Genomic DNA, 24301 nt, shown 5'->3' on the forward strand with positions numbered 1-24301 from the left:
TTGGAAAGCATGGCTTGGTTGTTGTGATTAAAAAGAAAAGCCCATCTGCTGATAAGTTGCCTGGGATGAACTGCTGATTTTCAATAAAGCAAGACTTTGCATCGTGCGCCGATTTTCATTTTTAACCGTTTTGGCATCTGCTAACTTCTTCTTGTTGTTCTCGGTAATTACTGAAAAAGGCAACAGGTACAACAGCAAGGCATTATCGCAGACAAATGTTTTAAGCTGATAACCGCGTTGGTGGCGTACTTTGGTCAGCAGGCAAAAGTGCTCAAAAGCTTCGTTAAAATTGGCAAAGGACAGAGTGCGGCTTTGTCCGAGTTTTGATTTAATGCGGCCATTGATTAAGGTAATCACCCAGTCTTCTAATAAATCTTTGCTTAAACGAATCACATAATAGCGGGTGTCTTTTTCAAAACGGGCATCATGATAAGCTTCAATAGGGTAAAAATGAATCAGATGCACAAAGGGCAGGGCAGTGAACCAAGGCATCTGCATTAAAAAGAACCAAGGCTTGCAATGCGTTTTAAGCGGGTTGGATTATCTTCCACGTATTCTGAGGTCGTGGAAATATTGGCATGACCCGCAAGGCGAGACACCGCTTTAATGTCGGCCCCTTGTTCAATCAAACGCGTAATGAAGGTGCGTCGACCGGAATGTGAGCTGGCGCCAACCAATCCTGTTTTATCATAAAGCTTGCGAAACCATTTTTGTAACACGTCAGGTTGAAAGCGATTACCACGCTGGGTTTTAAAAAGGTACCCTTTTTTATTGAAGGCTTCTTTTTCTTGCATTTGTAACTCATCCACATGGTCTTGCAAAGCGCCGGCCACTTTTTTATTCGTCACATAAACATGACGTTGTTTTTCTCCCTTGGTCATTGAGCGTAACAAATTAATTTCATCCATGACTTTAAGATGGTGATCGCATACATCACTGATTTTAAGAGCGGCAATTTCCTTGACGCGCAGCCCCAATCCAAAAGAGCAATAAATGATGGCGACGTTACGCAGCGCAAATGGACTGTCTTTGGCCATAATGAGCAATCGTTTGAATTCACCCTCGGTAAGCACCCGCGCCTTGCCTTCTTTCGCCATCTTTTCCTTTTGGGTCTTAAAATATCATAAATTAATCGATTTTAAGACCTAAATACGAAGACGTCAAGAGGGGCTGCTCCGATAACCCTTATAAACACTGAAGTGGTCTTATAATGTACCTTTCAAGACCTCTTTGATTTTGATTCATTGTATGAATATTTTTGTTTTGGCTCTTTGTTATTGTTTATAATGGTGATTATTGCAAAACAACTATTTGGAAGGATATGTAACATGTTTTTAGGGGAGTGTAATTTAAAGCTGGACCCAATTTATTACTTCAAAAAACGATTAAATGCAGAATCTATTTGCCCTATTGCTGATGTTATTTACAATGATTCAACTATGAAAGAGGATTTTACTCGCTTAATTTATGCCCACTGCCAGAGTGGTTTGCCTACAACTATCTTTCATTTGCAAATCACTATAGGAACTGAACAACAACGAGCGGCCAAGAGCTCGGAGTGGTATAATGATATGGTTGCTCCTTTTTTAGATTTTTTCTACAAAGGTGGTGTAAGTAAATGGCTTGGGGAAAGTGAATCACATTCACTGGATGATTTAGGTTTAATTGGTTAATACCAGTTCTTGATCACCTTGAAGGATAAAAATGAACGAAGAAAAAAGAAATTGGTCCCTATTAGATGAATTTTGGTTGAAGTTTAAGCCATTGGCGGTTCAGATTCAGCCTACCAATAGAAATGTACGTGAAGTGGACCAGTCGATTGATTCATTAAAAGAATTCATTACAAATATAGTCGAGGGCGATAAAAATCAAAAGAAAATTGGCCAAGAGTAATGAGCTTGGTATTGAAAATAAAATAGTATTCCGAGTAAGAAGCGCATTTATTAAATGAGAGAGTAAAGCAATATGCTATCTATTCTAAAAGAAAATATTTTATTGCTCATTTTGTTGAGCTGGTGTTGTTACCAAATTCATCTGGATTCAGAAAAACATGCTGCTGATCATTATATTTCCTTATCTGAAGCCTGGGAAAATCTAAATTCTAATAAGTATTTTGATGCTGAAATTTGTGAGAGGGCTCAAAAAAAAATTGCAAATGAAAATTAAGTAAACCCCATATTTAAAGTGAATAAATGATGAACAAACCATCTTTTAAATTATATGCACTAACTTTGATATCATTAGTTCTGTTTTCAACAGGCGTATACTCTAAAAATAAATTCACGGAGCTTAATGAGTTAATTGATATTTCTGCCAAGATAGAATTAGTAAAGATTATGTTGACCTCTAATATCTATCCTAATGATTCATCGTGTGCTTTGGCAAAGAAAATAAAGGATGGTGAGCAAGTATTGTTGAAAAATTATGATACCAAGCCAATCTCTCACGATTTAATGATTGATTTGATTCATTTATCAAAAGAAATACATGAAAAGTGTGTAGTAATGTCTTCTTTTAACAAGAGAATCCTGCCAATTATAAGAAATGGCAACCTGTCTGCTTCATTTGAGCAAGATTATGAGCTAATAAATGTGCCGCAATTCTTAAAAGTTAATTTAGTGAATCTGCAAAATGAGCAACTCAGTCAACTAAAGCAATGCTCTATTAAGGGCTCCATTTTTATAGTTGGTCATACAGTAGTGAATGCAGTAGCTAATGAGTTGCAATGTAAAATTAATGGTATTAATGTATCATTTCGTCTAATGTCTTCATTATCTGTAAAAAACACCCTGTCATGTGTAAAGTCTATTGAATATCTACCAGAATTTATACAGCCGTGTAAAAAGCTAATTTTATCAAAGAATAAAAAAGTGTCTTTAATGCTAGCTAGTAATTTTGATGATGTCACATTAAGCCATGATGAGATATCAAAGAAAATTGCTCAGGAGGCTTTTGGGAAATAACTTAAAGGACAAGGATGACTGAAATAAATATCCATACAAGATATAGTACTATCAGCCACGAGCATTTAGATGATTTAGTGAGTTGGGTTACGGGTGAATACCCAGATTCGGGTCTTGTTCTGGCTGAATGCTCTGATGGCCTTTGGTTTATTGAGGTAGACTACGGCCATGCTTTTGATTCGTTTTTAGGCGTTTCAAAACCAAAATGTATTCCTTATTTAGAACCTAATTTCTATTCAAGCAGAAAAGAGGCTTTAACTACAGCCTTGCAATTGATCAAGCAAGTTTATAAAAATTTAAATGAAGAAAAAATATTGGAATACCTTAAGCGTGAAGAAGCCGCGTCTTTATAATAAGAAATAATTTGGAAATGTTTTTATGAGCATGGAATATATTCGCATGTACTATAAAGTACCTGCAAAAAGAGGACAAAAGGTTGTTGCTAATGGAGTGCCAGGGATAATTACTGGCTCCAGGGGTGCTCATTTAAAAATACGTCTGGAAGGTCAGAAAAGCTCATCTCTATACTACCCTACTTGGGAAATACAGTACCTGTAATTAATAGCGTATTAATTGCACAAACAGTTTTTTAATAAAAAAATACTCACCTAACTTAGAGAGATAATGATATGAATTCTTCAGTACAAATGGATGTGAAGGTTTTGGCCAATAAATGTGAATTACTTGGGTTAATAGACCGGACATATCAGATCGAAGCTCTTTATAGAAAAGGTGATCTTCAGCAAGGAGCTGTTATTTTAGACTCTTTAAGAGAAAGCCTGAAGGAGTTATCTGCAAGGTCTTCTAAACCTGATGATAAGTAACATCTTTAGAAGAGGGATTTTTTCAAGCTTTTAGTCGTTTTATTTCTGATTCGTTATCCATCACCATTTTTCTTAACGCGTTGAGTTCATTATTTATTTTTTTGATATGTTTGCGGTTACTGCATTTGCAGATCATGGCAGTGGTGGTTGCCACTACAACGGTATAACTAGTAGCTATAATTTCGAATTCAAACATAAAGCGCCTATAGGTGGATTGAATGGTTTTGAGGAAATGTGCCTATTCATTTTGGTTTTTTTCTAACAGAATATTTGAATTTTACAAGGGCAAGGTTAACTTCGATACTCGCCTCTGTTTCCGTTGTGTCCAAATCATCAGGAACCACTAGATCTGAAATTAAATCACCTGTTTTTTGCATAAGCTCTTGATATTGAGGTGAGTTTTGAGGTGTTTGAGGTATTGCTTTAATGGTGCGCGATATTTCTCTTACTTTGGTAAATGTTTCAATAATGGCTAAAGTGGTTTCGGTTGCCTTTGGGCTTTTTAATATAGTGGCGAGCATATATAAGCCTTTTTCAGAGAAGGCCTTGGGGTTTACTGTTGAATGCTTTAGCCCACTGAACCGGTGGAAATTTTCCACCAGTTCATCTTTTTCAAGTTTATCTAATTGAATAATATAGTTTTCAGGAAATTTATCTGGGTTGTTTTTGACGGCTTTATTAATATCCCGTGTCTCTACTCCATATAACGTAGCGATGTCTGAGTCGAGAATAACTTGGGTATTTCTGATGGTTATTATTTGTTCTTCTACGTTTAATTGACTGATATTCATTACTAATCCTGAGCCATAATCTAATGCTTATATTATAAAATGAGTCGTGTTTTTATCCCAGAACAATTTAGATTTTAATAAACGTGCAGAAAAGACGATATTAATTCTCAACACTCGAAACCATTTTAAATGTTGCGACCCTAAAATTGATAATAAGTAACATATAGGTTACTATTTATGAGAAAAATAGCATCTTATATAATAAAGATGTTATTGATCCATTTGCTAAAAGATAAGGGTAGTATTATGGCCTTAACAAGAGAATTTAAAAGTACCATCCGAGACAGAGCCCAAAAAGACTCCGAATTTAGAAAGGCTCTATTAATCGAGGCTGTTAATTCTTTATTAGCAGATGAGCTTGATGTCGCAAAGTCTTTATTAAAAGATTATATTAATGCATCTATTTTATTTGAGCCCTTAGCAGAAAGAGTTCATAAAAATAGTAAAAGTTTACAAAGAATGTTTAGTGCCAAGGGCAACCCTACGGCGCAGTCATTATTTTCAGTTATTCATGTTCTGCAAGAATCAGAGGGAATAAGGCTTACTGTAAATGAAATGCATTAAATATTTGAGTCTTTAACAGGGAGCAATAATGACTAAAATAGATAGCAGCTTTATGAAAAAAAATGTAGGGAACAAGATTTATACACTATACGGAGGGGTTTCCAGGTTAACAAATGATTCTATTTTAAATAGGACAAAATTTATGATTGATACAGGTTGCGAATCAAATCTTACCAGTTTACTCTTATCTGAAAATAGCTCAGCTTCGTTGGATAACGATAAAAATTCCATGCCAAGGAAGGAGTTCAAGGAGTGACTTTAATGAAAAATGATTTTCTTCTTTTGGTTTCTTTTTTAATAGGCATAAAACCATTATCCACTATACAGAGCGATACTTTTATAAAAATTTTTGATTCACATCCAACAGAGACGACATTGAAAGAATTACTCCATGCCTGTCTTCGTGAAAATGTATCAAATTATAATTTGACAATGGAGCAAATAAATAGCTTGCTTCCTTTGAGTGATACGATTGAAAAAGCCGTTGGTTTGCCGAATCTGGATCTCGTTTTAGAAGAGGCCAAAATGTTTCAACAGCTGTTAAATTATACTGAATAAGATTAAAATACCAATTGTCCTAGTACTTTTTCATACCATGGACCCCAACTCTATATAAAACGATTATGCATACGTTCAATCTTGAATTAAAAAATGGAAAGCGATTGGTTATTCCTGCTGAATATTATCCAAGATACGCTGACATTGTAGCTACTAAAGAGAATTCATTTTGCCTCACACCCATTAGCCGATTTGAAGCGTTTCTTAAAACAGTGGGGCATTGCATCTTCAATCCTATTTTTGCGGTCCTATCAATTATTAATCTGAGCCTGTGTGCACCATTATTGATTCGTGATGTGGGAAAACAAGAAGCCATTTATTATTCTTACCTATTTATAGGCTTCATTATTTCTTACTACAGCACTAAATGTTATCTTGGGCTCATGAGAAAAGATCCCATGTCTATAGAGGGTGTGGCAGAAAAATTGGGGTATAAATCATCATCCAGCCCACTTAAGCCTTATGATGAGCGCATGTTTAAAGCTATTATCACTATTAATCGACTAAAAATTCCCCGAAAAGATTATTTTTTTGATGATTTATATGGAATTATTTTTGATGCAGCAACCTCAAGAAGACTGGCTGATATTTTTGGACCTTCCAACTTAAGGTTGGTAAAATAATTAAATACAGACATCATTTTCAAATTAAGAAATTGCTTGGGTTATTTTTAGCTCTAGGGTTTTAATATTTTCTTCTTCATCTTCACGGATGAGCCGCTCTATCAATCGCATGGGAAATTTTAATGTTTTGGCGATTATAAAAGGAGATTGTTTTTCTTGGTAATGTAATTGCAATACTTCTTTTTTATTAATGGAAGCAAGGAATTCAAGATAAAACTCTTCTTCTGCAGAAATGTGTTCTGAATCATGTTCTTCCATAAGAGATTTAATAAGATTTTTTTCTTCCTCATCAGGGGGTATTAAATCGAATATTGAGCTTACTATTAATTGGTTCATTTCTTTAGCCTGTTTTATAAATTTCAACTCTTCCTTTGGAATTGATTTGCCTGTAACGGCGCTCTTATGGGCTATGTTTAAAACCATCTCAATATGATGTAGAAAAGCTCTGATATTATCTTTTTTATCAAAGCTATTTTGTGAACTGAAATATAACTTAGCTTTTATATAGTAATAGCGCTCCTTATCTAATCGCCTCCATTTTTTTGTATTTGGATTTGCAAGCCATGAATTGAGTGTCGCAACACTTACATTGGCTAGTTCGGCAAGTTTTTCAGCAGTAATGTTTTCTTTTTGCTTTAATTCAATTAATAGATGATTATAGGATTTTTTCTTTTTAAGAAGCATTTTTATTTACAGGGCTAATTGATACAAAGTATCATTTTATATTAATTGATACTTTGTATCAAATGAATTGAGGTTATTAATTATTCACCTATATTCACCACCCAGTGTGATACAACCATAATTCAGAAATAATTTGCCGTGATTCCTGATTCAAAATTGATAGGGCTTGTACAAAATTGGGCGTTTGGGTTTTTTCAAGAAATTTTTGGCCGTCTTCTGGATCAAAAAATGAGTACATCATCGCTAATAAAACTTGTTTTCCATGGCTATACCCACCCATAGCGTTCTGTATAAAAGTATAGTTAGGTTCTAACTGCCATTTTTTCTGCGCCGCATCAATGGATGATGCTTGTATATTAAAAAATTCAACGCCTACTATTTTAATTCCTTTTTTCCATGCGGTAACGAATAAATCTTCAGACATATGTTGTTCGCCCTTAATAAAATTCATCCATTATACCTTAGGATGCAAAATACATTAACACCCATGATGTGCAAAGAGGTCGGAAGGAAAAATGTTACTGATTTTATGCCCATGTGGTAGGACAAGGTATTCATTTGTGTAAATAATTATCCGCTTCAAAGTTAATTGAGACTTGGGGAGTAATTCAAGAATTAAATGATGGGATATTGGCATTAATAAACAAGCCATAATGTGATTTATTAATATCTGGTTGCTTGCATTAGTTTTTGGCGAAAATAATTATTTTTATTATTTCAGAATACAGAATAGAGGGGTGCAAAACTTAAAATATTGGGTTGGACAATCTGATTGCGCGAGCATATTCAATCAATAACACCAATAGTTTATACTATTGGTGTTATTGGAAAGCCGCTAAAAATTCAGTATTATAGATAAATAAAACCTTTGCTCACAGCTGTGAGCTGTATGTCCTATGATGGGAAGATCAATGGCATGACCAACGAAATTGAACAAGTACATTATCAAAAAATTTTACAAAAAGCAGAACAAACCATACTGGCAGTCGAACAGCAGCTTGTTCAAAGTACGAATTGTGCCACTATTGAATTTCACTGGATTGTGGGAGAGTTTCTTGCTCGTGTTACAGAAGAATATCAATGGAGTTACCCTGTGTTGGCTGATCTGTCACGCGATCTATGTAAAGCATTTGCTAATGAACATAGTTATTCGGAACAAAATTTACGCCATATGAGACAGTTTTACTATGAATATTGTAATTATCCTGAATTATTAGAGCTTGCAAAAAATGTTCTTTGGAATATCAATATGATCATTATTCATAACGTTAAATCTTATGAAGCCAGAATGTTTTATTTGCAAAGGGCTGCGAATGATCTATGCGGCCAAGATGGTATTGAACTGCAAATTAAATCACAAGCCTATGAACAAGAAGGCGCCAATGCATTGCAACCTCAATTAATGACACGAAGTGATACTCCTCTTAATGATTCTGAAAAAAATTTTGGTGGATTATGTCAAAAATAACATTACCCATCCCAACACCATTAATTGATACCTGTCAGCATCTTAAAGAAAAAGATTGGACAAAATACATCGCTCCCTCGTTTGCTCCCTACGATCTGGGGCTTTGCCTGGATTATTTAAAACAATATGAAAACAATAATACTACCTTTGAATCGTATCGCCGTGAAGTAGAGCGATTAATTCAATGGGCTTGGCTGATAGAGCAAAAATCCTTGCTGGATTTAAAACGTCAAGACATTGAAAATTACGTTCAATTTTGTCTTGATCCTCCTAAATCATGGATTGGGTTTAAAAAAATCTCCCGTTTTATTACATGCAATGATGAACGAATCCCAAACCCTGAATGGCGTCCTTTCGTTGTTACAATAAGCAAATCTTCTCATAAAAATGGGTTAAAACCAGAGAAACAGAATTATCAATTATCTCAAAAAGCCATCCGTGAGATTTTTACGATACTCACTAGTTTTTATAATTATTTGGCGTTAGAAGAAAAAGTATCACTTAACCCTATTGCATTGATTAAACAAAAAAGTAAATACATCCAAAAATACCAGCATCAGGCGCAAGTGATGCGGTTAAGTGAAAAGCAATGGCAAACATGCCTTGCGACTGTTAAAGAAATGGCAGATAGCATGCCAGGCAAACATGAACGCACCTTATTTATTATTTCTGCACTGTATTTATTATATCTTCGCGTATCAGAATTATGCGCGAGTGAGCGCTGGACTCCAGAAATGAGGCATTTTTTCAAAGACAGCCAAGGTTTTTGGTGGTTTAAAACTGTAGGTAAAGGTAACAAAATGCGTGATATTGCGGTGTCCGATGACATGCTTTCTGCACTTCAACGATATCGTACAAGCATGCAGTTAACTCCCCTTCCATCAATCAATGATCAAACTCCTCTCTTACCAAAAGAAAAAGGCAACGGAGGTATAACGAGTTCAAGACATATTCGTAGTCTCATTCAGGAATGTTTTGATAAAACCATAGATCATTTAAGAAACACGGGATTTGCAGAGGAAGCAGATAGTTTGGAATCTGCAACAGTACATTGGCTGCGACATACGGGTATTTCCGATGATATCAATATACGCGGGCGACCCGTTGCGCACGTGCGTGATGACGCAGGCCACAGTTCAAGCGCTACTACTGATAGGTACAACGATATCGATCTTATTGAGCGGCATCATTCTGCTAAAAATAAAAAATTGATATCGAAAGAACGTTAAATAAAAAACTATTTATAGGATGAGACAATAAATTTGGAGCTTCTATTCGGGAAAGAATGATTTAAAATTTTGCTTATTTGAATTATTATTGTCCCAAGATAAGCATGAGCAACCGCCGCAATATATCTATTCTTGTTCTTTCTGACGAGTATGTATGGCTATTTTTGTGATATAGAGGAATTTCATAGTATATGAACTCAAAACAACCTTCATCAAGTACGATATTAAAGCTGGTTATAACAACCTGCTTTATATTTGGAACGATTACTTGCGCCATGTTTAGCTTGTTAGATGCCAAGTATGATGTATACAAATATCCTTATTAGCTATTAATTATTTTAGTTGCCTATTTAAGGTTCCATTTAGATCGAAATATATACAAATATGTTAGAGTGCATCAATATGGAATACTATTTATAATGGGATTTTGCACTATTGCATATCTTATGGAATGATTTTTCTCTGAGTGCCATTCTAACTAAAATGACCAATGTATCTATTCGATTTGCCAACGTACTTGATGCCGAATGTATCAGTAGAGTACATGCCCAATCTTGGTAAAAAACCTACGTGCACTTTATTCCTAAATCTATATTAAGAAAGAATTGATGCTTCTCCAATAAAATCCTTCTAACAAGAAACACAAAAAAATACGTCGCTCTCTTAAACCTTAAATAAAGAGACTATTGATTTAAAAAATGGAGTAAGCTAATTGGTGTTCCGAGGAGACAGGCCACATCCTTGTGGCAATGCATCGTCCATAATGCGATCAAATAATCCCTATAGGACATCCGCTGTCTTTCCTCGTACTCATCTAATCATAGCTAATAATTTTAAATTAACATCATATAAATGGCGTAATTTTATGTAAGAAATTTCTTATCTTAGTGGTTAAAACGTATGATCAATAAAAATGATAGGATTATTGCGCAACAGCATGTCATAATCCTCCAAAGTTCATCCGCCCATCAATACGTTAACTTTAATGAATTTACGCTCTTATGGGTTGTGGTTCTTTCTGAAAAGACCAAATTAAACCTAATATACTAATCCCAATCCAAATTATTGATTTTATCCAGGCAACAAAATAATAAAGCTGTATAAATTGTTGCGGCTGGTTTAAATTGGGAATTAAATTAGCGGCAGAAAACAAACTAATATTGTTACCTATAATCACTAGTGCTGTAAAAAGGAAAAACCCTTTTAAAATAAACTCAAAATTTTTCATTTTCTCAGAAGAAAAGACAATCAAAGCCAACGCAGGTGCTAGAAACAAAGCAAATCTTGGCCAGTAAAAAACGTGAGTTATAGGCGTAAATAGATCGCCATAAGAGGAAAAGACCCCTGATTTTAGAGCAGTTTCAAAAGAAAGTGACAAATAAGACAAAACGAGCAGTAAAAACGATAAGTAGTATATTGATGTTTTTAGGTTCATGCGCATTATAATAATTCCTTTGTCGATCATTATTTGAACAGTTATTTCGCTCATTGTTTATTCTTTAGAATATAGTACTCTTCCTGAAACAGTTGCTATTGCTTCTATAGGAAGCACATTATCCTCATCCTTAGAACAGTTTAAACTGATGATGTTAGCTATAGCAGTCGCTGTATCGTAATCAGGCTTAATATGTGTGTCTGACGAGGCGATACATGATGTATTTCCAATGAATAATTTAAAGTGCCCTTGACTCAACTTTTCTGATGCGTCAAATGATTTTAGCGAAACTCCTGATAAAACTGTGCCAGAAGAAACGGTTTTTTCCTTATGACCCTTATCAGATGGTAGCTTAAATGGTTTTGTCACTATAATGTGTGCCGTTTTACCTGCTTCAACATAAATTCTATTGGGTTTTTCTGATGAAATCGAATGGGTACTTTTTGCTTTGTTTTTTATTACAAGGCGCTCATGAGGCATTGGACCAATAATTTTTAGTTCTGGTGAAGCCCAATAGATGGCTTTGTTATTTCCCAAAAGCTTGTAAGGCAAAAACACTACATCATGTTCCCCCATATTCCAAAAAATACCACAAAATAGATGTTTATCTCCTACAGTGGAGCGATTTAATGAGTTACCTTTGCTGTCTGTAAAGCGATCACAATAATGGTTGTTTTGATTTTTTGGCACTTTTAATGGTGAATATGCCAATTGAATTTCACCATTAGCGCCCATGAGAAACAGTTGCCGTGAAGCAATCGCATAAAAATCGTAACTCAATCTTGCAATAAATGGAGATAAAAACAATACCAATATCCCGAGCTTTATACCCAAACGCCGTGCTGATTTTTCACTGAAAATTGAAAATAGAATGCACCACGCAAGCAAAAGACCCAGCAAAATAATAAAGCCGTTAGTTAATGTTAAAAACACGCTTAATACCTCTGTTGTAAAAATTATCTATGCAAATGGTTGCTATTTTAGCATATTATTTTTTATAGCCTTTAATCTTATTAATTAACTCATTTTTATTGATCGCCTCTATTTTATGCATGATGCTCTTATGATTATGCCCTTGATCAAGCAATTGCTTCCCCCATAGCATAAACACATCATCTTCGGTGAGAATTTTAAAAAGAATATCGCTTTTTTCATCGAGCAATACTTCAACAGCGCAAGCCACCAGCCATTTCGAAGGAGTTGTTTCTCCTCCGGCCATGCCTTTAATCGCCAGAGGAGAATAGCTTTTATCCTTATCAAATAAGGTCTTCGCTTTGTGATGCAATTTTTCAGAACGATTAGCAACGGCTTGCAATTCTGAAAAAATAGATTTTATTTGATTACTAAAATCCTGTTTTTTATATTCCGCAAGGTTTACCTGATTAAGCAGCGCTAACGCCTGCTCTTTGCTGGAGCCTGAAAGCTTTCCCACTGCAATTTTAATTTGCTGTATCATACTGCTAACCATGGGTTCAAAGATGTTTAACTCCACTTTTTGTTCATCACAAATAATTTCAATCTGCTCCAAAACGTCGATAAATTCATAAGGCAATCTAAATCGCAAATCAATCAACGCGCTTGTTGGCGAAGGATTTAGGTGTTGATTAACTGCCTTAAGATTTTGTATGAACTGTTTTAATTCGACGCTTTGATTAATTGAAAGATTATCCCACCCATCGAACAAATCCGGTTCATCGATACGGAAAGAGCCATACAGGCTCTTATCATCCGCTGATCTAACATAAATTCTTGAGGGTCTACGCAAATTTTGCTTCACCTCGAATCGCAATAGTTTTTTCATTAAGAGGCCTCTAATAAAATAAGTGATGAATTCTTGCAGTATTGCGATGCACAGCCTTTTGCATCGTTTAACCGCGTATATGTTTTGTTTGTTGCCAAATCAATGTAGTATTTTTTACCCGATTGTTTGTAATCGTATTTAGAGCGAAACGCAAACACGGGCGTGTTGATGAATCCTCCTAACAAATAGGTTTTCATTCTTGGGGTTATTGCTGTCGTATCCTGTTTTGTTGCATCAAAATAGCGACTTAATAATTGATGTTCATTTAATTCATGAAGTTTTTTTAGTTTTTGCAATCGATGACCGTTGTAATGCATGAAAAAAGAAACACCTGAAATATTTATTTTTCTGGCACGTGTAGTGTGCTGCTGATAATAAACTGCTCTTCGTAAAGAATAATAAGGTTTAAAAGCACGCAATACAGGTGCTGTTTCATTTTGTCCATATAGGTAAACAAGGTTATTAAATTGAGCATCAAGGCTAGCTTTTTGCGTTCGTGCACTCAATAGTTTGTTTTTTATTTCCGCTAAAGCTTGAGTTATCGCACCAATCCCCTGCTGATTCATTTCAGGAATATCTTCTAAGGAAAGTTCGACCTGGTAATCTAAACGCTCCAACCGCCTTAATGCAGTACACAACAGAGGGTAATGAACAAGAGTATTTAATTCTAAATGAGTGCCTATGACTTCTTTAATAGACAGCCTATTCCAGTAGGAATAAGAAATGTCCTGATTTCTGGTTGATGAAGATGTAAGCATTAACGCCCTTAATAACTCGTTTAAAGAAAAGGCCAGCTCAAGTGGTGCATTGGTTTGGTTTAAATGAATCATAATTACCTCGTTTTCTTTAATTGTCCTAATGACTCTATTTAGTTTATTCATAACAACAAAATATGTCAACAAATAAAATCCATAAAAAAGATAAAATAAAAAGATCTTTTTAATTGACCTTTTTTGTTATGATCTGCCATACTATGGATGTTCACTTAGGAACATAAAAGAAAAAATAAGGAATCATCATGAATCAATACGATGCATTAAAAGTCTTGGGTCTTTCTGGCCAAGTATCTCAAGAAGATATCAAAAAGGCATATAAAAAAGCCTGCTCAAAATTCCACCCCGATAGAAATCCAGCCGGTCTTGAAATCATGAAAATGATCAATGTGGCCTATGAAGTGTTAAAAAATTTTGATGGTGTTGCTAACGTCACCAGCGATGCAGCTTCGTATGGTGATGACGTAGCCAATGCATTAAATCAAATTTGCACTTTAGGCTTAATCATTGAAATTTGTGGTGCATGGGTTTGGGTTTCAGGAAATACTAAACCTCACAAAGACACTTTAAAAGCAGCGGGATTTAAATGGGCATCCAAAAAAGAATGCTGGTACTTTAGGCCTGCCGATGCTTTACGTTCCCACTCTTTTGGCAAGTATTCAATGAATGCGATTAGAGAAAAATACGGCAGCGTGCACGTTTCACAAAAAGAACAAGCACGCCTTGCGTAAATAGAAAGCCCTTAAATGGGCTTTCTCTCGACTAACCATTGATGGAGAAACAACGATGAATACTCATGCAAACCCAACGGAAAATAAACCGCATACCCTTAACCAAAGCACATTAATTAATATTTCTGAACAAGCGGATGATTTTGGCTACGCTGATTTTCCAGTTATGGTCACACAAGCTGCTTGGGATAAGTATATAAAAAACAACGACAATATATTTATTATGAAACGCGTTGAATACTTAAAATTGAATAATATTCTTTTAATGCTTGCTCGCTCAATTATCCGCCTATACAAAAGATCCGTTATCAATTTTAGGGTATATCCTTTGCCAGGTCATGGTATGCAATTACAAACAGCTTTTGTTTTATTAAAAGCAAGAGTATTGCGTGATGATAATGGCAATCCAACAATTATCATTATGCTACCAAGAGAACAATGCCGTTGGTAAATTCATCCTTACTAAAGCTAAAACCAGTAATACATAAAGGGGTAAATCATGAATTCTGTATTGTTTGAAGATGTAATAGGCATGCTTGAATTAAGCAAAGGAAAGCGATTCAAGCAGCTAGAGGATGCGGTGCACTTTATAACTCTTGAACTGAACTTACTTAACTGCAAAAAAGGTGATCATATGCTCATTCATGATATTGAAAATCCATACGATACGTGTATTTGGTGCAATGAAAAAGTTGGTTATGGTTATGAATGCTTTTCTGGCGATGATCTATCATGTTGGCGTACTTACTGGAAAAATGAACACTGATATAACGCTCATTTCTGGGGATTTTTCCATAGAATCCCCAAGCGTTTCAAATTTTTTAGCTTTATAGATAATGAGATAATGCCCCTTCTTTGCTATTTGAGCGGGATGGCAAAAGATTTATTTTAAATTTAATCTAAAAAAAGGGTCTTTTTAGTTGACTTTTTATGTGAGCTTTGTCATACTGTAGTTGTTCACTTAGGAACATAATAGATAAAATAAGGAATACATCATGATTAAACACCCTCTTCAAATCGGCTCCATTCTTTATACTTCTTGGGGTTATGAGCAAACTAACATTGATTTTTATCAAGTCATTGAACTAATTGGAACATCGACTGTTGTACTCAGAGAACTTGCCCAAGAAAGAATCACCGAGCGCAACGATGAATTTTGCGGCAAAACAAAAGCCAAACCCAATTGTTTTATTGATGAACCATTTCGAAAAAGAGCAAACGCGCAAGGCCAAGTCCGCATGAGCTCCTTCTCTCACGCGAGTCTTTGGGATGGCGTTCCTCTTTATTATTCCTCTTATCATTAGACTTTTAAAATACTCCCTGCATCAGCAGGGAGTTACCACTAATTAATGGTTTAAAAAATTGGAGATTTTGATGAGCACTATATCAACAGAAAAGACAAATAATTTAACACAAGAAATAAGTATCGTTTGGTCTATAGAGGATGTGTTGGATGTGAGGCCACTACTCAGTAAAGAACAGGCAAGCATCGTATTACAACATCTTAAAAAAAATCATGATGCCACCATAGGGATTAATTGGGATGTGATAGAAATCGTTTCAGACGATTTATTTCCAACCGAAGAAGAAAAATAATTCAATTAAATAGGCTAGATTTTTTCTAGCCTGTTCACCGATTAGGAGGAAACACAATGGATTATTTAAATTTATGGGAGCAGTTAGGAGATGTGTCAATAAACGATGAAGATGAAATTGAAGAGGATTTTCTGCATTTTAAAAAAGGAACGAACAAATTCGAACTCTGGACATGGTTTGATGAAAAATTACCCAAAGGAATCGCACATGAGTTATTTAAGAAATCATAACTATTTAATTGCTATAAATAGGACTTTTGCCCTCACCCTATTCATGGGGTCTTTTTTATCCTTTCCTGCTCATTCAGGGTATTCTAAATCATTTAGAGTAGCTCATCCCCATGGAAAGGTGAAATCACAACACATATCGCCCACGATAAAACACTCTAAATTTTTAACTGGGTTAGCTGCAGGCTCTATTTTATTCTCGCAAAAGGGACATACTGACACTTACCATGAACCGGATTTTGAATCACCTGATGGCGAGCTGTATAGTGAATACGAGCGCAACAATCAATTATTAGCTCAAGGCGACTTACCCCAGGATAAGCGATTAGCATTAGAGCGCAGAAATCAACAGATAAAAAACAGGTTAATTGCGTTAGCTGAAAAAAGATACATGAGCGCATTCACCCTTCAATTGGCTCCAATTAAAGAAAAGGTAATTGAATCAAAAATTGAAACATCGTATAACGAAAAATCGGATATCCAAGTAAAGCGCAAACAGATCGTTTATGAACTCGGATTTTCAGATGAAAGCCCAAAACCAATAAGTGATTTTGAGGTGGTGGCCATTAATGAAATGAAACCTAATAACGCACATCCCTATCAATTTACCTATTCAGAAACATGGGGGAATAACACCATTAAAGTAACTTTGAGAGATAAAAAAGATCAAAATCTTGTATTAAATTTATCTCACTCCTACTACGTTCCAAAGGCCGCAAAAAAAGACATTTTGGAATCCATGCGAGAAAAATTGGAATATGTATGGCCATTTATATTCCTGCCGTTACTGCTGAATTTTTTTTTAACACTAAACAATAAATTATAACTATAAGGGAGCTATATAAATGATGATTGAACTATTAATTGGTATTGCCGTTCTCTTGCTAATCTTTGTCTTAACAGGCCTGTTTATTGTCAAACAGCAAGAGGTTGCACTTATTGAACGATTAGGAAAATATCATTCTATTGCACATGCAGGACTTAATTTTAAAATACCCTTTATTGATTGGATTTCCGGTAAGTTATCGTTACGAATCCAACAATTAGATGTCAAAGTCGAAACGAAGACAAAAGATAATGTGATTGTCCAGATTCAAGTTTCCGTGCAATATCGCATCAAAGAAGACGGCGTTTATGATGCGTTCTATAAGTTGGAAGATCCTACGCAACAAATTACAGCCTATGTGCTTGATCTAGTACGCTCTGAAACGCCAACAATGATCTTGGATGACATTTTTGAAAAAAAAGACACCATTGCTAATGCCGTTAAAAACCACTTAACCGGCACTATGAAAGACTTTGGATTTGAAATTGTCAAAGCATTAGTAACGAATATTGAGCTAGAGACTAAAGTAAAAAACGCAATGAATGAAATTAACGAACAACAACGCCTACAAGTTGCAGCTCAGGCCAAAGGAGAAGCAGAAAAAATATTAATGGTCAAAAGAGCCGAGGCCGAAGCAGAAAGCAAGCAATTACAAGGTGAAGGGATAGCCAATCAACGAAAAGCAATTATCGATGGACTAAGCCATTCGGTAGAAGATTTTCAAAAATCCATACCTGGAGTAACGTCTGCAGAGATAATGAACTTGGTATTGATCACCCAATATTTTGATACATTAAAAGAAATAGGAGCACATAACAAATCGAGTACGATCTTATTGCCACAGTTACCGAATGATATCGCATCGCAACTGCAACAAAGCATTATAACAGGCAATATTGCCAGCACAGACGTAAAAAATTAATCGCAGAGTTATTGGGATTATGCTCTGGTAATTCCAATAACAATAGGCTTAATTTAGAAATTATGGAAGGTAAACAATGGATGTAAGTGTAAAAGAGTTTTTGATAATGGTCTATATAGTTGGTGGATTAATTGCCCTATGTTATTCCATCCACGGCTTTCTCAGTTTTCAACACTTAAAAAAATATTACAATAATGATTTGCTGCTCAAAAGGCCTGATATTAGACGCTATTTGATTCTTAAACCGCTTCTTTGGCCATATTTTTTTGTTATCGAAAAAAGCCCAATAGAACGATTTTCCGAGCTATTTTTTAAACATTATGGTGATGAGGGACATACTTATTTTAGAAGCCAAGGGCTTAAGAACTTTTTAAATGACCTATTCAAAGGAAAAAATCGTTATAAAAAGCATCAAATACACACACTTTGCTGGCCAATTGACAAAAATTCCCAAGATTGGATTGAACATAAGCAATTTTTTAAAGGCAATAATTTTTATGCGCATATTGTCTATATAAAAATGCAGGATGAATACCTTGTGCGAGTCTCTTGGGAAAAAGAACGCACCCCTCACCCTGTGGACTCGATAAGCCGGTTTGAGCTAGATCAAGGCCAACGACTTAGCGCGTCTGAATTTAAAACAAGAATGCAACAAATCAATGTCAATGAAGCTAATAAATTACATCTTGAAATAAAATAGCCTCCTCATGCAACAATAAAAACGTCAATTTAAAAGATGTTTTTTATTGACAAGATCGCCATTTTTTGCCATAATGTATTTGTTCACTTAGGAACATAATAGAAAACATTAAGGATCAAAAATGACAACAATTATTACTTCAAAATTAGTTAGCGATAAGCAACGCCTTTCTTTTTTACCTAAGCATTTTGGCATCATGATGCTAAATGCCGAACAAGCCATCTACAACACCTTAAAAGTAATGTGTTCTTCTTACGACGGTGGCTATTGGCATTTTTACGAATTGAGCAATCGTGGTTTTTATTTAGCTCCTGACATGGACGAACTACTCCCTATCTACGTGGAAGGCAACGGCTATGCTGGCGAAATAAGCGCGGATGCTGCTGGAATCATTACAACCCTATGTGTTCTTAATCAACTCTGTTGGAAAACTAAATCGGATAAAACAATCCATCAGTATTATTTATTAAAGGATTACATCGAGTATCACAAAGAAGCTAGAGAGATTTATGCTGCAATTGATTAAATAGATTAAAACAGGCCGTAAATTTGAATTACGGCCTTTAAACAAAATTAAGGAGTAAATAATGAACTATAGTGACAGGAAATACTGGCATGAAGGCAAAGCATTATGGCTGGAATATATCAATCAAAACGGTTATAGCTCTTCATTCACTATTAAAGGGATGAACAAATTATCTAAGAATTTAGATTTAAAACCGGCTTATGTACGCAAATGTTTATCAATTTATTTAGAAAATTAAGGAAGTAAAAATGTACGTGTATATTGAATCAGAAAAAGGTTTTTTATGGACTGTTGGATTTTATGATCCCTCTGGGAAATGGCATCCAGAAAGCGATCACACATCACCAGATGAAGCAGCCAACCGAGTTAATTTTTTGAACGGGGATAATAATAGATAAATTTCAATTATTCGCGGTCAATCACCATCTTGATGAGTAGCCGACAATCAAAAGCAACGGGCTAACAAATAAATAAAGTGATTTTGAAGGAGCATTATGAAATTAAGATTATATCATGGACGTAATAATCCAGAACAAGAAATGAATGATTGGGGTTTCGAAGGGGCAACACTTAATGGTGTTGATGGGATTATATGGACTTATGGCGTGCCACGAGTGTACTTTGTTAATGATAGCGCATTAAAAGCAGCAAAGGATTTAACAGGATGGGATGAACTAGGAGATGGTTTGGAAATGCGCGTTTATGAGGATTTAATTAAAACCAAGGAGGGGTATTTTGGGGATTGGGAGTTAATTTAAATAAAAGGAGATATTTCTTTGCTTTTATCTTTCATTTTGCCAATGCATGCTTTATGCATTGGCAATTATACCACGTACTTTTACAGGTTGTTCTCATGCTTGTTTTGAGCAACACGAAACGCATAATGGCATTCACGTTGAGTCATTGGTCGATGTGAACGAAGAGCCAATTCTTTGTGAAATAAATCAAGAAATCCACGTTTATAAGCCCTCTTTTCAAACCCACGTATTCCAAATTTTTTAGTTAGCCAATGATCAATCGTTTGATGGCAAGTAGACTCAAAATTACTGAGATCCAATAACCGCAAAAATACAAGCACAGCAATAAATAAAAGAATAGTGTTTATATCCATCATGCAATATGATCCACCCTTTTATTAGATTGCGCACAACCGCCATTGCATCGCTGCATTGCCTTCAATAATTTTCTATTGTTATTAGCACTTAACGCACAAAAAATCATTGTAATTGAATTTATAAGAATACACATTTTAATAAACATAAATCACTCATTAATGATTAATACTAATTTAATCAATCATTGAATATTCATCAGAAGCTTTCCATTTTTTATCTTTTCCTAGAATATACAAAGCTGATTTTTCAAAAAATGTATCTGAACTTCTCAGTTTTGCCCATTCACAATAGGCTTGAATTTCTTTATATACAGTGGCATCAATTTCGACTCGTATTTTTTCAGTTTGCTTTATTTTATCTTCGGTAATTAAAGGCATGATATCCTCGTTTTATGTTACAAATTCTTAACACGTATACTATCTATTCCAATAATCAAATGAATTAAATTGGTTATTGGAATGCATATTGCTAAAGCTGGAATGATGATTACTGTGATGGTGCATAGAGTGATTGTAATTAAATCCAAATGGACTACCCCCCGCATCATACGAACCAATCATAGGCAAACCAGTAGCAGGATTTACTCTAAATGTATCCTGTGAATGATTATTAAATAATTGCTGATTGTCAATATTCATAGAAGAATGATCGCCCTGTGTTATACCATGGCCTTTATTCATCCTAGGCAAAATATACTGTTTAAAATATTCATTTTCCATGTAATTAAAATGCCTATCTTTTGATGCAATGGCTTTTTGATATTCAAGAAAACCTGGTGGCGCTTCCAATACAAAATCTTTAATTCGGATGAGTAATTGTATTAATTTTTTTATGCGATCAACTATCACATCCTTTTGAAAAAATAGTTTCATTTTTTTATCCTATTTAATAGTTAATTAATTCCTTCACAAACGCGCAAAGGTACGCGCTCTTTATTTACTCTCTAATCCATTATTCTAACTATACTAATAGTAGTACTTCATAAGGATTGTGCCTAGTTGTATTTTTTGAATCTACACACACCACGCAATGTGATTGCTTTAAAAAATTTGCACATAACCATATGATTTATATATAAATAATTCAACAAACCTTTAAAAACGAGTAATTTAAAGCAAAACCCTCATGTATACAATTGTATACATATACCCATTATAAATCAACGAAATATCCAATTAAAAATACAGTTGTATACATAAATAATACTATTGTATACTTGTATTGATTCAATAAATGAGCCCTTCTATGAAAGAAAATGATGTCATTACCTTGCGTATTTCAGAATATGAACGGGAGTACTTAAATAAAATTGCACATCAATTTGATTTACAAAAGCGCGGTTCATCAGAGACTTCGCCTGCAAAAGCATTAAAATTCCTTTTAGAATTTTGCTTACATAATGAGATTTCACCGCAGAGAAAAAATGAAAATCCATTGCACGATATAAGAAAAATGATTGAACAAATTCATGCATCCATACCCCATCTGATGTACCACAATCATTATCAAAGTTTAGTTATTTCATCCAATATTAATGACGACTCTTTGAAAGAAATAAAACAAAAAACCATTGAATACTTAAACGATAATTTCTCAGGGTTTCAAAATAATTCGTACAAAGAAGTTCGATTTAAAATGAACGGAATTGGCCTAAAAACAGTACCCATAGAAGAAGGTGAATCATTATGGAAGTAACTATTGATATTGGCGCAGACACATTTCATTCATTGAATAAAATAGCAAAAATGAATGACACCGAATTAAATATAACTGCAGCAGAAATGCTATCATTTGGCACACGAATTTATCTGCAATCTTTAGAAAAAAAGACCGATGATTCAACTCAATTATTACTCGAAAACAGTGTTCGTTCAGTACAAATTATTACTGAAATTCTATACAGTGTATACAACAAAGATCTCTCTAAAATTGGTGCTTTTGATGCAGAAACAGCATTGGCCATGATTGAACGGATGGTTCCAAATTTATTAAAAAAAGTATCTTAAAGTACCCTTCTCATTTCGTGATTTTATGGAGATTTTTTTGAGGGGAACGTGAGTTTACTTATGAAGCCCTGGTTATGAGGAATCACCAAGATAAATCATTAATAAATTCAATTAGATGATCTATGAACAACTGTAGTCGAGTTGAAATATACTCTCTGGATTTATACATGATATAGATGTCTGATTGAGGGTATGTTGCGTATTCTGGTAGGACTTTCACTAATTCGCCTTTTTTTAAAAAATCAGAACAAGCGAATAGGGGTATAGCTGCAATACCGACACCGGCCAAACAAGCATGCACCATCATTTCAGCTGTATTGGTCGCCATTTTACGCTGTAATTTAATGTATCCTTTTTCCCCATTCATTGAACTATAGCGCCACAAATCTTCATTACTGTGTTTATTATAAATAATTGCTGGATAGTGGGTTAACGTTTGTGGAGAATCCGGTGTTCCATATCTATCCAATAGCGTTGGACTAGCGCATAAAATAATAGGGCAAGAATGAAGCTTTCTAGCAATTAAACGAGAATCATCGAGTATCCCAATGCGGATAGCCGCATCAAAATTTTCTGCAATTAAATCCACTCGCCGATCATCAAATAAAACTTCTAACGCTACATTAGGGTAACGTTGCATATAGCGATTAATAGGCTCAATGAGGTACTGAGTACCAAACGAAACGGGTAAGCTGATTTTTAGTAGTCCTGTGGGGCATGATTTAGACTCAAGAACCTCCTGTTCCGCTTCATGTAAATCACTCAAAGCTTTTTCAGCTTTCTTACTATAAGTCAAACCCTCTTCGGTCAAGCTAATCAAGCGTGTGGTTCTATTAAGTAAACGAACCCCTAGCCTATCTTCCAGAGCTTGAATTTGTTTACTAACAGCAGGTCCCGTTATACCTAAAGCATGAGCTGCTTTGATAAAGCTTTGATGTTTTACTACTTCTAAAAAGATCTCTATTTGCGATAAATGTGCCATATTATTAACTATTAGTTACTTATCAATTAACTTTTAAGCCAATTACAATAGTTTAAAGCAATACTATACTTCTTGGAAATACACGTTTAAAGGAACCATGATGATAACTGTTTATCCTTACCGCTCTTTAGGCACTGCAAATCACGGCTGGCTTAACACCCACTACCATTTTAGCTTTTCTGATTACTATAATCCTCAACGTATGGGGTTTGGCAATTTGAGAGTAATTAATGATGATACGATCCAACCAGGGACAGGCTTTCCTACACATCCGCATCGAGATATGGAAATTATTACCTATGTGACACAAGGCGCTGTAACACATAAAGATTCCCAAGGAAATGAAGGCAGGACAGAAGCCGGTAATGTTCAGGTGATGACTGCGGGGACAGGCATAGCTCACTCCGAATATAACCTCGAATCAGTTGAAACAAAATTATTTCAAATATGGATAAAACCCCGGGCTACCAACCTAAAGCCAAATTGGAAAACGCATCAATTTCCCAATAACCAAACAAGCGATTCCTTATCTTTGCTTGTATCAGGTGATGGAAATGCCCCTTTAACGATTAATCAGAATGCAAAAATTTTTGCCGGAAATTTGGGGAGTAACAAATCCGTATCACATCACATACAAAGTAATGCTTATCTTGTAGTTACCAAGGGGAAACTGCTGGTCAACGATATTGAACTTAATCAAGGAGATGGTGCTGAAATCACAAACACCGATGTGGTAACACTACATGCATCCATGGAAAGCAACTTATTATTAATTGAAGTTTAAAAATTAATGTTCTGATAAGCCCCTGGATGGTTGATGACAAACCTTTTTCAGCCTCCTTCCATGGTGTCTTTAATAGGGCATGTTGCAACATGAGGTAAATACTTATTACTTTATTATCTTGAGGCAAAATAACCTCATTTAATTCATAAAATAGCGAAAAACCCTATGTTTAT

General features: G+C 34.9%; 43 protein-coding genes. 29 read left to right on the plus strand and 14 right to left on the minus strand.

The window, feature by feature from the left end:
- Positions 1-27: 27 nt before the first annotated feature.
- Together LFA_RS18240 and LFA_RS18245 are read right to left on the minus strand one after the other, a co-directional pair.
- Positions 28-498 carry a WGR domain-containing protein gene (locus LFA_RS18240; protein ID WP_052674077.1) on the minus strand — a complete coding sequence of 157 codons (471 nt, stop codon included), beginning with the start codon at positions 496-498 and terminating at the stop codon, positions 28-30.
- Positions 498-1097, minus strand: coding sequence for a tyrosine-type recombinase/integrase (locus tag LFA_RS18245; RefSeq protein WP_045097863.1), 600 nt, complete (start codon positions 1095-1097; stop codon positions 498-500). Before LFA_RS18245 ends, LFA_RS18240 begins: the two co-directional genes overlap by 1 nt.
- A gap of 231 nt (positions 1098-1328) precedes the next feature.
- Here LFA_RS18245 and LFA_RS18250 point away from each other — a divergent pair, with 231 nt between their 5' ends.
- The 7 genes from LFA_RS18250 to LFA_RS18280 all read left to right on the plus strand — a co-directional run bounded on the left by LFA_RS18250 (position 1329) and on the right by LFA_RS18280 (position 3787).
- Positions 1329-1673 (plus strand): hypothetical protein, encoded by a 345-nt coding sequence (locus tag LFA_RS18250; RefSeq protein WP_045097864.1) that lies wholly within the window; start codon positions 1329-1331, stop codon positions 1671-1673.
- 31 nt (positions 1674-1704) lie between these two features.
- On the plus strand, positions 1705-1893 hold the full coding sequence (locus tag LFA_RS18255; protein ID WP_045097865.1) for a hypothetical protein: 189 nt from the start codon (positions 1705-1707) through the stop codon (positions 1891-1893).
- Between the two features lie 72 nt (positions 1894-1965).
- Entirely contained in the window at positions 1966-2166 is a 201-nt protein-coding gene (locus LFA_RS18260; RefSeq protein ID WP_045097866.1) for a hypothetical protein, read from the plus strand.
- Between the two features lie 26 nt (positions 2167-2192).
- Entirely contained in the window at positions 2193-2963 is a 771-nt protein-coding gene (locus LFA_RS18265) for a hypothetical protein (protein WP_045097867.1), read from the plus strand.
- A 14-nt stretch (positions 2964-2977) separates the two neighbouring features.
- Positions 2978-3316, plus strand: coding sequence for a cupredoxin domain-containing protein (locus LFA_RS18270; protein WP_045097868.1), 339 nt, complete (start codon positions 2978-2980; stop codon positions 3314-3316).
- A gap of 25 nt (positions 3317-3341) precedes the next feature.
- Complete coding sequence (locus tag LFA_RS18275) at positions 3342-3521, plus strand: hypothetical protein (protein WP_045097869.1); 180 nt, start codon at positions 3342-3344, stop codon at positions 3519-3521.
- A 71-nt stretch (positions 3522-3592) separates the two neighbouring features.
- Positions 3593-3787, plus strand: coding sequence for a hypothetical protein (locus LFA_RS18280; RefSeq protein WP_045097870.1), 195 nt, complete (start codon positions 3593-3595; stop codon positions 3785-3787).
- Between the two features lie 22 nt (positions 3788-3809).
- On the opposite strand, the gene LFA_RS19990 is transcribed toward LFA_RS18280, so the two are convergent.
- Together LFA_RS19990 and LFA_RS18285 are read right to left on the minus strand one after the other, a co-directional pair.
- Positions 3810-3983 carry a hypothetical protein gene (locus LFA_RS19990; RefSeq protein WP_157010462.1) on the minus strand — a complete coding sequence of 58 codons (174 nt, stop codon included), beginning with the start codon at positions 3981-3983 and terminating at the stop codon, positions 3810-3812.
- 46 nt (positions 3984-4029) lie between these two features.
- On the minus strand, positions 4030-4578 hold the full coding sequence (locus tag LFA_RS18285) for an ORF6N domain-containing protein (RefSeq protein ID WP_045097871.1): 549 nt from the start codon (positions 4576-4578) through the stop codon (positions 4030-4032).
- Positions 4579-4824: 246 nt separating this feature from the next.
- Here LFA_RS18285 and LFA_RS18290 point away from each other — a divergent pair, with 246 nt between their 5' ends.
- From LFA_RS18290 to LFA_RS18305, 4 genes are all read left to right on the plus strand, one after another.
- Positions 4825-5142 (plus strand): hypothetical protein, encoded by a 318-nt coding sequence (locus LFA_RS18290; RefSeq protein WP_045097958.1) that lies wholly within the window; start codon positions 4825-4827, stop codon positions 5140-5142.
- A gap of 28 nt (positions 5143-5170) precedes the next feature.
- The gene (locus LFA_RS18295) at positions 5171-5398 is read left to right on the plus strand and encodes a hypothetical protein (protein ID WP_045097872.1); all 228 of its coding nucleotides are present in this window, start codon (positions 5171-5173) and stop codon (positions 5396-5398) included.
- 5 nt (positions 5399-5403) lie between these two features.
- Complete coding sequence (locus tag LFA_RS18300) at positions 5404-5700, plus strand: hypothetical protein (RefSeq protein WP_045097873.1); 297 nt, start codon at positions 5404-5406, stop codon at positions 5698-5700.
- A gap of 65 nt (positions 5701-5765) precedes the next feature.
- On the plus strand, positions 5766-6323 hold the full coding sequence (locus tag LFA_RS18305) for a hypothetical protein (RefSeq protein WP_045097874.1): 558 nt from the start codon (positions 5766-5768) through the stop codon (positions 6321-6323).
- Between the two features lie 24 nt (positions 6324-6347).
- Here the strand turns inward: LFA_RS18305 and LFA_RS18310 are convergent, their stop codons facing one another.
- Both LFA_RS18310 and LFA_RS18315 read right to left on the minus strand, forming a co-directional pair.
- Entirely contained in the window at positions 6348-7007 is a 660-nt protein-coding gene (locus LFA_RS18310) for a hypothetical protein (protein ID WP_045097875.1), read from the minus strand.
- 94 nt (positions 7008-7101) lie between these two features.
- Positions 7102-7458, minus strand: coding sequence for a hypothetical protein (locus tag LFA_RS18315; protein WP_045097876.1), 357 nt, complete (start codon positions 7456-7458; stop codon positions 7102-7104).
- A 465-nt stretch (positions 7459-7923) separates the two neighbouring features.
- On the opposite strand from LFA_RS18315, the gene LFA_RS18320 reads away from it, so the two are divergent.
- Complete coding sequence (locus LFA_RS18320; protein WP_172653508.1) at positions 7924-8475, plus strand: DUF1016 N-terminal domain-containing protein; 552 nt, start codon at positions 7924-7926, stop codon at positions 8473-8475.
- Positions 8463-9704, plus strand: coding sequence for a tyrosine-type recombinase/integrase (locus LFA_RS18325; RefSeq protein ID WP_052674078.1), 1242 nt, complete (start codon positions 8463-8465; stop codon positions 9702-9704). The genes LFA_RS18320 and LFA_RS18325 overlap by 13 nt, the downstream gene beginning before the upstream one ends.
- A 991-nt stretch (positions 9705-10695) precedes the next feature.
- Here LFA_RS18325 and LFA_RS18330 read toward each other — a convergent pair.
- Genes LFA_RS18330 through LFA_RS18345 form a run of 4 tightly spaced genes read right to left on the minus strand, consistent with a single transcriptional unit; the run spans position 10696 to position 13770 of the window.
- Positions 10696-11145: a hypothetical protein gene (locus tag LFA_RS18330; protein WP_045097960.1), complete on the minus strand. Its 450-nt coding sequence runs from the start codon at positions 11143-11145 to the stop codon at positions 10696-10698.
- Between the two features lie 51 nt (positions 11146-11196).
- Entirely contained in the window at positions 11197-12072 is an 876-nt protein-coding gene (locus tag LFA_RS18335) for a hypothetical protein (protein ID WP_045097878.1), read from the minus strand.
- Positions 12073-12127: 55 nt separating this feature from the next.
- Positions 12128-12940, minus strand: a complete 813-nt coding sequence (locus LFA_RS18340; RefSeq protein WP_045097879.1) for a hypothetical protein — start codon at positions 12938-12940, stop codon at positions 12128-12130.
- Positions 12940-13770 carry a hypothetical protein gene (locus LFA_RS18345; protein WP_045097880.1) on the minus strand — a complete coding sequence of 277 codons (831 nt, stop codon included), beginning with the start codon at positions 13768-13770 and terminating at the stop codon, positions 12940-12942. The genes LFA_RS18340 and LFA_RS18345 overlap by 1 nt, the downstream gene beginning before the upstream one ends.
- A gap of 188 nt (positions 13771-13958) precedes the next feature.
- Here LFA_RS18345 and LFA_RS18350 point away from each other — a divergent pair, with 188 nt between their 5' ends.
- The 13 genes from LFA_RS18350 (at position 13959) to LFA_RS18395 (ending at position 19999) form a co-directional block, all read left to right on the plus strand.
- Positions 13959-14444 carry a J domain-containing protein gene (locus tag LFA_RS18350; RefSeq protein ID WP_045097881.1) on the plus strand — a complete coding sequence of 162 codons (486 nt, stop codon included), beginning with the start codon at positions 13959-13961 and terminating at the stop codon, positions 14442-14444.
- A gap of 55 nt (positions 14445-14499) precedes the next feature.
- Positions 14500-14895: a DUF6573 family protein gene (locus tag LFA_RS18355; protein WP_045097882.1), complete on the plus strand. Its 396-nt coding sequence runs from the start codon at positions 14500-14502 to the stop codon at positions 14893-14895.
- A 48-nt stretch (positions 14896-14943) separates the two neighbouring features.
- A complete protein-coding gene (locus LFA_RS18360; protein ID WP_045097883.1) occupies positions 14944-15210 on the plus strand; it encodes a hypothetical protein in 267 nt (88 codons plus the stop codon).
- 229 nt (positions 15211-15439) lie between these two features.
- The gene (locus LFA_RS18365) at positions 15440-15748 is read left to right on the plus strand and encodes a hypothetical protein (protein ID WP_045097884.1); all 309 of its coding nucleotides are present in this window, start codon (positions 15440-15442) and stop codon (positions 15746-15748) included.
- Positions 15749-15818: 70 nt separating this feature from the next.
- Positions 15819-16040, plus strand: a complete 222-nt coding sequence (locus LFA_RS18370; RefSeq protein ID WP_045097885.1) for a hypothetical protein — start codon at positions 15819-15821, stop codon at positions 16038-16040.
- A gap of 56 nt (positions 16041-16096) precedes the next feature.
- Positions 16097-16270: a hypothetical protein gene (locus tag LFA_RS20100; RefSeq protein WP_172653509.1), complete on the plus strand. Its 174-nt coding sequence runs from the start codon at positions 16097-16099 to the stop codon at positions 16268-16270.
- Positions 16248-17093, plus strand: coding sequence for a hypothetical protein (locus LFA_RS18375; protein WP_045097886.1), 846 nt, complete (start codon positions 16248-16250; stop codon positions 17091-17093). Before LFA_RS20100 ends, LFA_RS18375 begins: the two co-directional genes overlap by 23 nt.
- 19 nt (positions 17094-17112) lie before the next feature.
- Complete coding sequence (locus LFA_RS18380) at positions 17113-18015, plus strand: SPFH domain-containing protein (protein ID WP_157010463.1); 903 nt, start codon at positions 17113-17115, stop codon at positions 18013-18015.
- Between the two features lie 76 nt (positions 18016-18091).
- The gene (locus tag LFA_RS18385) at positions 18092-18715 is read left to right on the plus strand and encodes a hypothetical protein (protein ID WP_045097887.1); all 624 of its coding nucleotides are present in this window, start codon (positions 18092-18094) and stop codon (positions 18713-18715) included.
- A 121-nt stretch (positions 18716-18836) separates the two neighbouring features.
- Positions 18837-19241, plus strand: coding sequence for an antirestriction protein (locus LFA_RS18390; protein ID WP_045097888.1), 405 nt, complete (start codon positions 18837-18839; stop codon positions 19239-19241).
- 61 nt (positions 19242-19302) lie between these two features.
- Complete coding sequence (locus LFA_RS19995; protein WP_157010464.1) at positions 19303-19479, plus strand: hypothetical protein; 177 nt, start codon at positions 19303-19305, stop codon at positions 19477-19479.
- Positions 19480-19489: 10 nt separating this feature from the next.
- On the plus strand, positions 19490-19639 hold the full coding sequence (locus LFA_RS20105) for a hypothetical protein (RefSeq protein ID WP_172653510.1): 150 nt from the start codon (positions 19490-19492) through the stop codon (positions 19637-19639).
- Between the two features lie 96 nt (positions 19640-19735).
- Positions 19736-19999, plus strand: a complete 264-nt coding sequence (locus LFA_RS18395; RefSeq protein ID WP_045097889.1) for a hypothetical protein — start codon at positions 19736-19738, stop codon at positions 19997-19999.
- 80 nt (positions 20000-20079) lie between these two features.
- On the opposite strand, the gene LFA_RS18400 is transcribed toward LFA_RS18395, so the two are convergent.
- The 3 genes from LFA_RS18400 to LFA_RS18410 form a co-directional block, all read right to left on the minus strand.
- On the minus strand, positions 20080-20355 hold the full coding sequence (locus LFA_RS18400; RefSeq protein ID WP_045097890.1) for a hypothetical protein: 276 nt from the start codon (positions 20353-20355) through the stop codon (positions 20080-20082).
- Positions 20356-20529: 174 nt separating this feature from the next.
- Entirely contained in the window at positions 20530-20733 is a 204-nt protein-coding gene (locus LFA_RS18405) for a hypothetical protein (RefSeq protein ID WP_045097891.1), read from the minus strand.
- Positions 20734-20772: 39 nt separating this feature from the next.
- A complete protein-coding gene (locus tag LFA_RS18410) occupies positions 20773-21228 on the minus strand; it encodes a hypothetical protein (protein WP_045097892.1) in 456 nt (151 codons plus the stop codon).
- A 373-nt stretch (positions 21229-21601) separates the two neighbouring features.
- Between LFA_RS18410 and LFA_RS18415 the strand changes: the two genes are divergently transcribed.
- The gene (locus tag LFA_RS18415; RefSeq protein WP_045097893.1) at positions 21602-22051 is read left to right on the plus strand and encodes a hypothetical protein; all 450 of its coding nucleotides are present in this window, start codon (positions 21602-21604) and stop codon (positions 22049-22051) included.
- Positions 22042-22362, plus strand: coding sequence for a hypothetical protein (locus tag LFA_RS18420; RefSeq protein WP_045097894.1), 321 nt, complete (start codon positions 22042-22044; stop codon positions 22360-22362). Before LFA_RS18415 ends, LFA_RS18420 begins: the two co-directional genes overlap by 10 nt.
- A gap of 82 nt (positions 22363-22444) precedes the next feature.
- Here LFA_RS18420 and LFA_RS18425 read toward each other — a convergent pair whose 3' ends face one another.
- Positions 22445-23344 (minus strand): LysR family transcriptional regulator, encoded by a 900-nt coding sequence (locus tag LFA_RS18425; RefSeq protein WP_045097895.1) that lies wholly within the window; start codon positions 23342-23344, stop codon positions 22445-22447.
- A 97-nt stretch (positions 23345-23441) separates the two neighbouring features.
- Between LFA_RS18425 and LFA_RS18430 the strand changes: the two genes are divergently transcribed.
- Positions 23442-24128: a pirin family protein gene (locus LFA_RS18430; RefSeq protein WP_331709348.1), complete on the plus strand. Its 687-nt coding sequence runs from the start codon at positions 23442-23444 to the stop codon at positions 24126-24128.
- The last annotated feature ends 173 nt before the right edge of the window (positions 24129-24301 follow it).

This window comes from Legionella fallonii LLAP-10 (assembly GCF_000953135.1).
GTDB classification, from domain to species: Bacteria; Pseudomonadota; Gammaproteobacteria; order Legionellales; family Legionellaceae; genus Legionella; species Legionella fallonii.

What these genes read in the sequence shown, in the direction of transcription:
- LFA_RS18240 (WP_052674077.1), bottom strand. Translation starts at nt 498, where the DNA reads ATGCAGATGCCTTGGTTCACTGCCCTGCCCTTTGTGCATCTGATTCAT.
- LFA_RS18245 (WP_045097863.1), bottom strand. Translation starts at nt 1,097, where the DNA reads ATGGCGAAAGAAGGCAAGGCGCGGGTGCTTACCGAGGGTGAATTCAAA.
- LFA_RS18250 (WP_045097864.1), top strand. Translation starts at nt 1,329, where the DNA reads ATGTTTTTAGGGGAGTGTAATTTAAAGCTGGACCCAATTTATTACTTC.
- LFA_RS18255 (WP_045097865.1), top strand. Translation starts at nt 1,705, where the DNA reads ATGAACGAAGAAAAAAGAAATTGGTCCCTATTAGATGAATTTTGGTTG.
- LFA_RS18260 (WP_045097866.1), top strand. Translation starts at nt 1,966, where the DNA reads ATGCTATCTATTCTAAAAGAAAATATTTTATTGCTCATTTTGTTGAGC.
- LFA_RS18265 (WP_045097867.1), top strand. Translation starts at nt 2,193, where the DNA reads ATGATGAACAAACCATCTTTTAAATTATATGCACTAACTTTGATATCA.
- LFA_RS18270 (WP_045097868.1), top strand. Translation starts at nt 2,978, where the DNA reads ATGACTGAAATAAATATCCATACAAGATATAGTACTATCAGCCACGAG.
- LFA_RS18275 (WP_045097869.1), top strand. Translation starts at nt 3,342, where the DNA reads ATGAGCATGGAATATATTCGCATGTACTATAAAGTACCTGCAAAAAGA.
- LFA_RS18280 (WP_045097870.1), top strand. Translation starts at nt 3,593, where the DNA reads ATGAATTCTTCAGTACAAATGGATGTGAAGGTTTTGGCCAATAAATGT.
- LFA_RS19990 (WP_157010462.1), bottom strand. Translation starts at nt 3,983, where the DNA reads ATGTTTGAATTCGAAATTATAGCTACTAGTTATACCGTTGTAGTGGCA.
- LFA_RS18285 (WP_045097871.1), bottom strand. Translation starts at nt 4,578, where the DNA reads ATGAATATCAGTCAATTAAACGTAGAAGAACAAATAATAACCATCAGA.
- LFA_RS18290 (WP_045097958.1), top strand. Translation starts at nt 4,825, where the DNA reads ATGGCCTTAACAAGAGAATTTAAAAGTACCATCCGAGACAGAGCCCAA.
- LFA_RS18295 (WP_045097872.1), top strand. Translation starts at nt 5,171, where the DNA reads ATGACTAAAATAGATAGCAGCTTTATGAAAAAAAATGTAGGGAACAAG.
- LFA_RS18300 (WP_045097873.1), top strand. Translation starts at nt 5,404, where the DNA reads ATGAAAAATGATTTTCTTCTTTTGGTTTCTTTTTTAATAGGCATAAAA.
- LFA_RS18305 (WP_045097874.1), top strand. Translation starts at nt 5,766, where the DNA reads ATGCATACGTTCAATCTTGAATTAAAAAATGGAAAGCGATTGGTTATT.
- LFA_RS18310 (WP_045097875.1), bottom strand. Translation starts at nt 7,007, where the DNA reads ATGCTTCTTAAAAAGAAAAAATCCTATAATCATCTATTAATTGAATTA.
- LFA_RS18315 (WP_045097876.1), bottom strand. Translation starts at nt 7,458, where the DNA reads ATGAATTTTATTAAGGGCGAACAACATATGTCTGAAGATTTATTCGTT.
- LFA_RS18320 (WP_172653508.1), top strand. Translation starts at nt 7,924, where the DNA reads ATGACCAACGAAATTGAACAAGTACATTATCAAAAAATTTTACAAAAA.
- LFA_RS18325 (WP_052674078.1), top strand. Translation starts at nt 8,463, where the DNA reads ATGTCAAAAATAACATTACCCATCCCAACACCATTAATTGATACCTGT.
- LFA_RS18330 (WP_045097960.1), bottom strand. Translation starts at nt 11,145, where the DNA reads ATGCGCATGAACCTAAAAACATCAATATACTACTTATCGTTTTTACTG.
- LFA_RS18340 (WP_045097879.1), bottom strand. Translation starts at nt 12,940, where the DNA reads ATGAAAAAACTATTGCGATTCGAGGTGAAGCAAAATTTGCGTAGACCC.
- LFA_RS18345 (WP_045097880.1), bottom strand. Translation starts at nt 13,770, where the DNA reads ATGATTCATTTAAACCAAACCAATGCACCACTTGAGCTGGCCTTTTCT.
- LFA_RS18350 (WP_045097881.1), top strand. Translation starts at nt 13,959, where the DNA reads ATGAATCAATACGATGCATTAAAAGTCTTGGGTCTTTCTGGCCAAGTA.
- LFA_RS18355 (WP_045097882.1), top strand. Translation starts at nt 14,500, where the DNA reads ATGAATACTCATGCAAACCCAACGGAAAATAAACCGCATACCCTTAAC.
- LFA_RS18360 (WP_045097883.1), top strand. Translation starts at nt 14,944, where the DNA reads ATGAATTCTGTATTGTTTGAAGATGTAATAGGCATGCTTGAATTAAGC.
- LFA_RS18365 (WP_045097884.1), top strand. Translation starts at nt 15,440, where the DNA reads ATGATTAAACACCCTCTTCAAATCGGCTCCATTCTTTATACTTCTTGG.
- LFA_RS18370 (WP_045097885.1), top strand. Translation starts at nt 15,819, where the DNA reads ATGAGCACTATATCAACAGAAAAGACAAATAATTTAACACAAGAAATA.
- LFA_RS20100 (WP_172653509.1), top strand. Translation starts at nt 16,097, where the DNA reads ATGGATTATTTAAATTTATGGGAGCAGTTAGGAGATGTGTCAATAAAC.
- LFA_RS18375 (WP_045097886.1), top strand. Translation starts at nt 16,248, where the DNA reads ATGAGTTATTTAAGAAATCATAACTATTTAATTGCTATAAATAGGACT.
- LFA_RS18380 (WP_157010463.1), top strand. Translation starts at nt 17,113, where the DNA reads ATGATGATTGAACTATTAATTGGTATTGCCGTTCTCTTGCTAATCTTT.
- LFA_RS18385 (WP_045097887.1), top strand. Translation starts at nt 18,092, where the DNA reads ATGGATGTAAGTGTAAAAGAGTTTTTGATAATGGTCTATATAGTTGGT.
- LFA_RS18390 (WP_045097888.1), top strand. Translation starts at nt 18,837, where the DNA reads ATGACAACAATTATTACTTCAAAATTAGTTAGCGATAAGCAACGCCTT.
- LFA_RS19995 (WP_157010464.1), top strand. Translation starts at nt 19,303, where the DNA reads ATGAACTATAGTGACAGGAAATACTGGCATGAAGGCAAAGCATTATGG.
- LFA_RS20105 (WP_172653510.1), top strand. Translation starts at nt 19,490, where the DNA reads ATGTACGTGTATATTGAATCAGAAAAAGGTTTTTTATGGACTGTTGGA.
- LFA_RS18395 (WP_045097889.1), top strand. Translation starts at nt 19,736, where the DNA reads ATGAAATTAAGATTATATCATGGACGTAATAATCCAGAACAAGAAATG.
- LFA_RS18400 (WP_045097890.1), bottom strand. Translation starts at nt 20,355, where the DNA reads ATGATGGATATAAACACTATTCTTTTATTTATTGCTGTGCTTGTATTT.
- LFA_RS18405 (WP_045097891.1), bottom strand. Translation starts at nt 20,733, where the DNA reads ATGCCTTTAATTACCGAAGATAAAATAAAGCAAACTGAAAAAATACGA.
- LFA_RS18410 (WP_045097892.1), bottom strand. Translation starts at nt 21,228, where the DNA reads ATGAAACTATTTTTTCAAAAGGATGTGATAGTTGATCGCATAAAAAAA.
- LFA_RS18415 (WP_045097893.1), top strand. Translation starts at nt 21,602, where the DNA reads ATGAAAGAAAATGATGTCATTACCTTGCGTATTTCAGAATATGAACGG.
- LFA_RS18420 (WP_045097894.1), top strand. Translation starts at nt 22,042, where the DNA reads ATGGAAGTAACTATTGATATTGGCGCAGACACATTTCATTCATTGAAT.
- LFA_RS18425 (WP_045097895.1), bottom strand. Translation starts at nt 23,344, where the DNA reads ATGGCACATTTATCGCAAATAGAGATCTTTTTAGAAGTAGTAAAACAT.
- LFA_RS18430 (WP_331709348.1), top strand. Translation starts at nt 23,442, where the DNA reads ATGATGATAACTGTTTATCCTTACCGCTCTTTAGGCACTGCAAATCAC.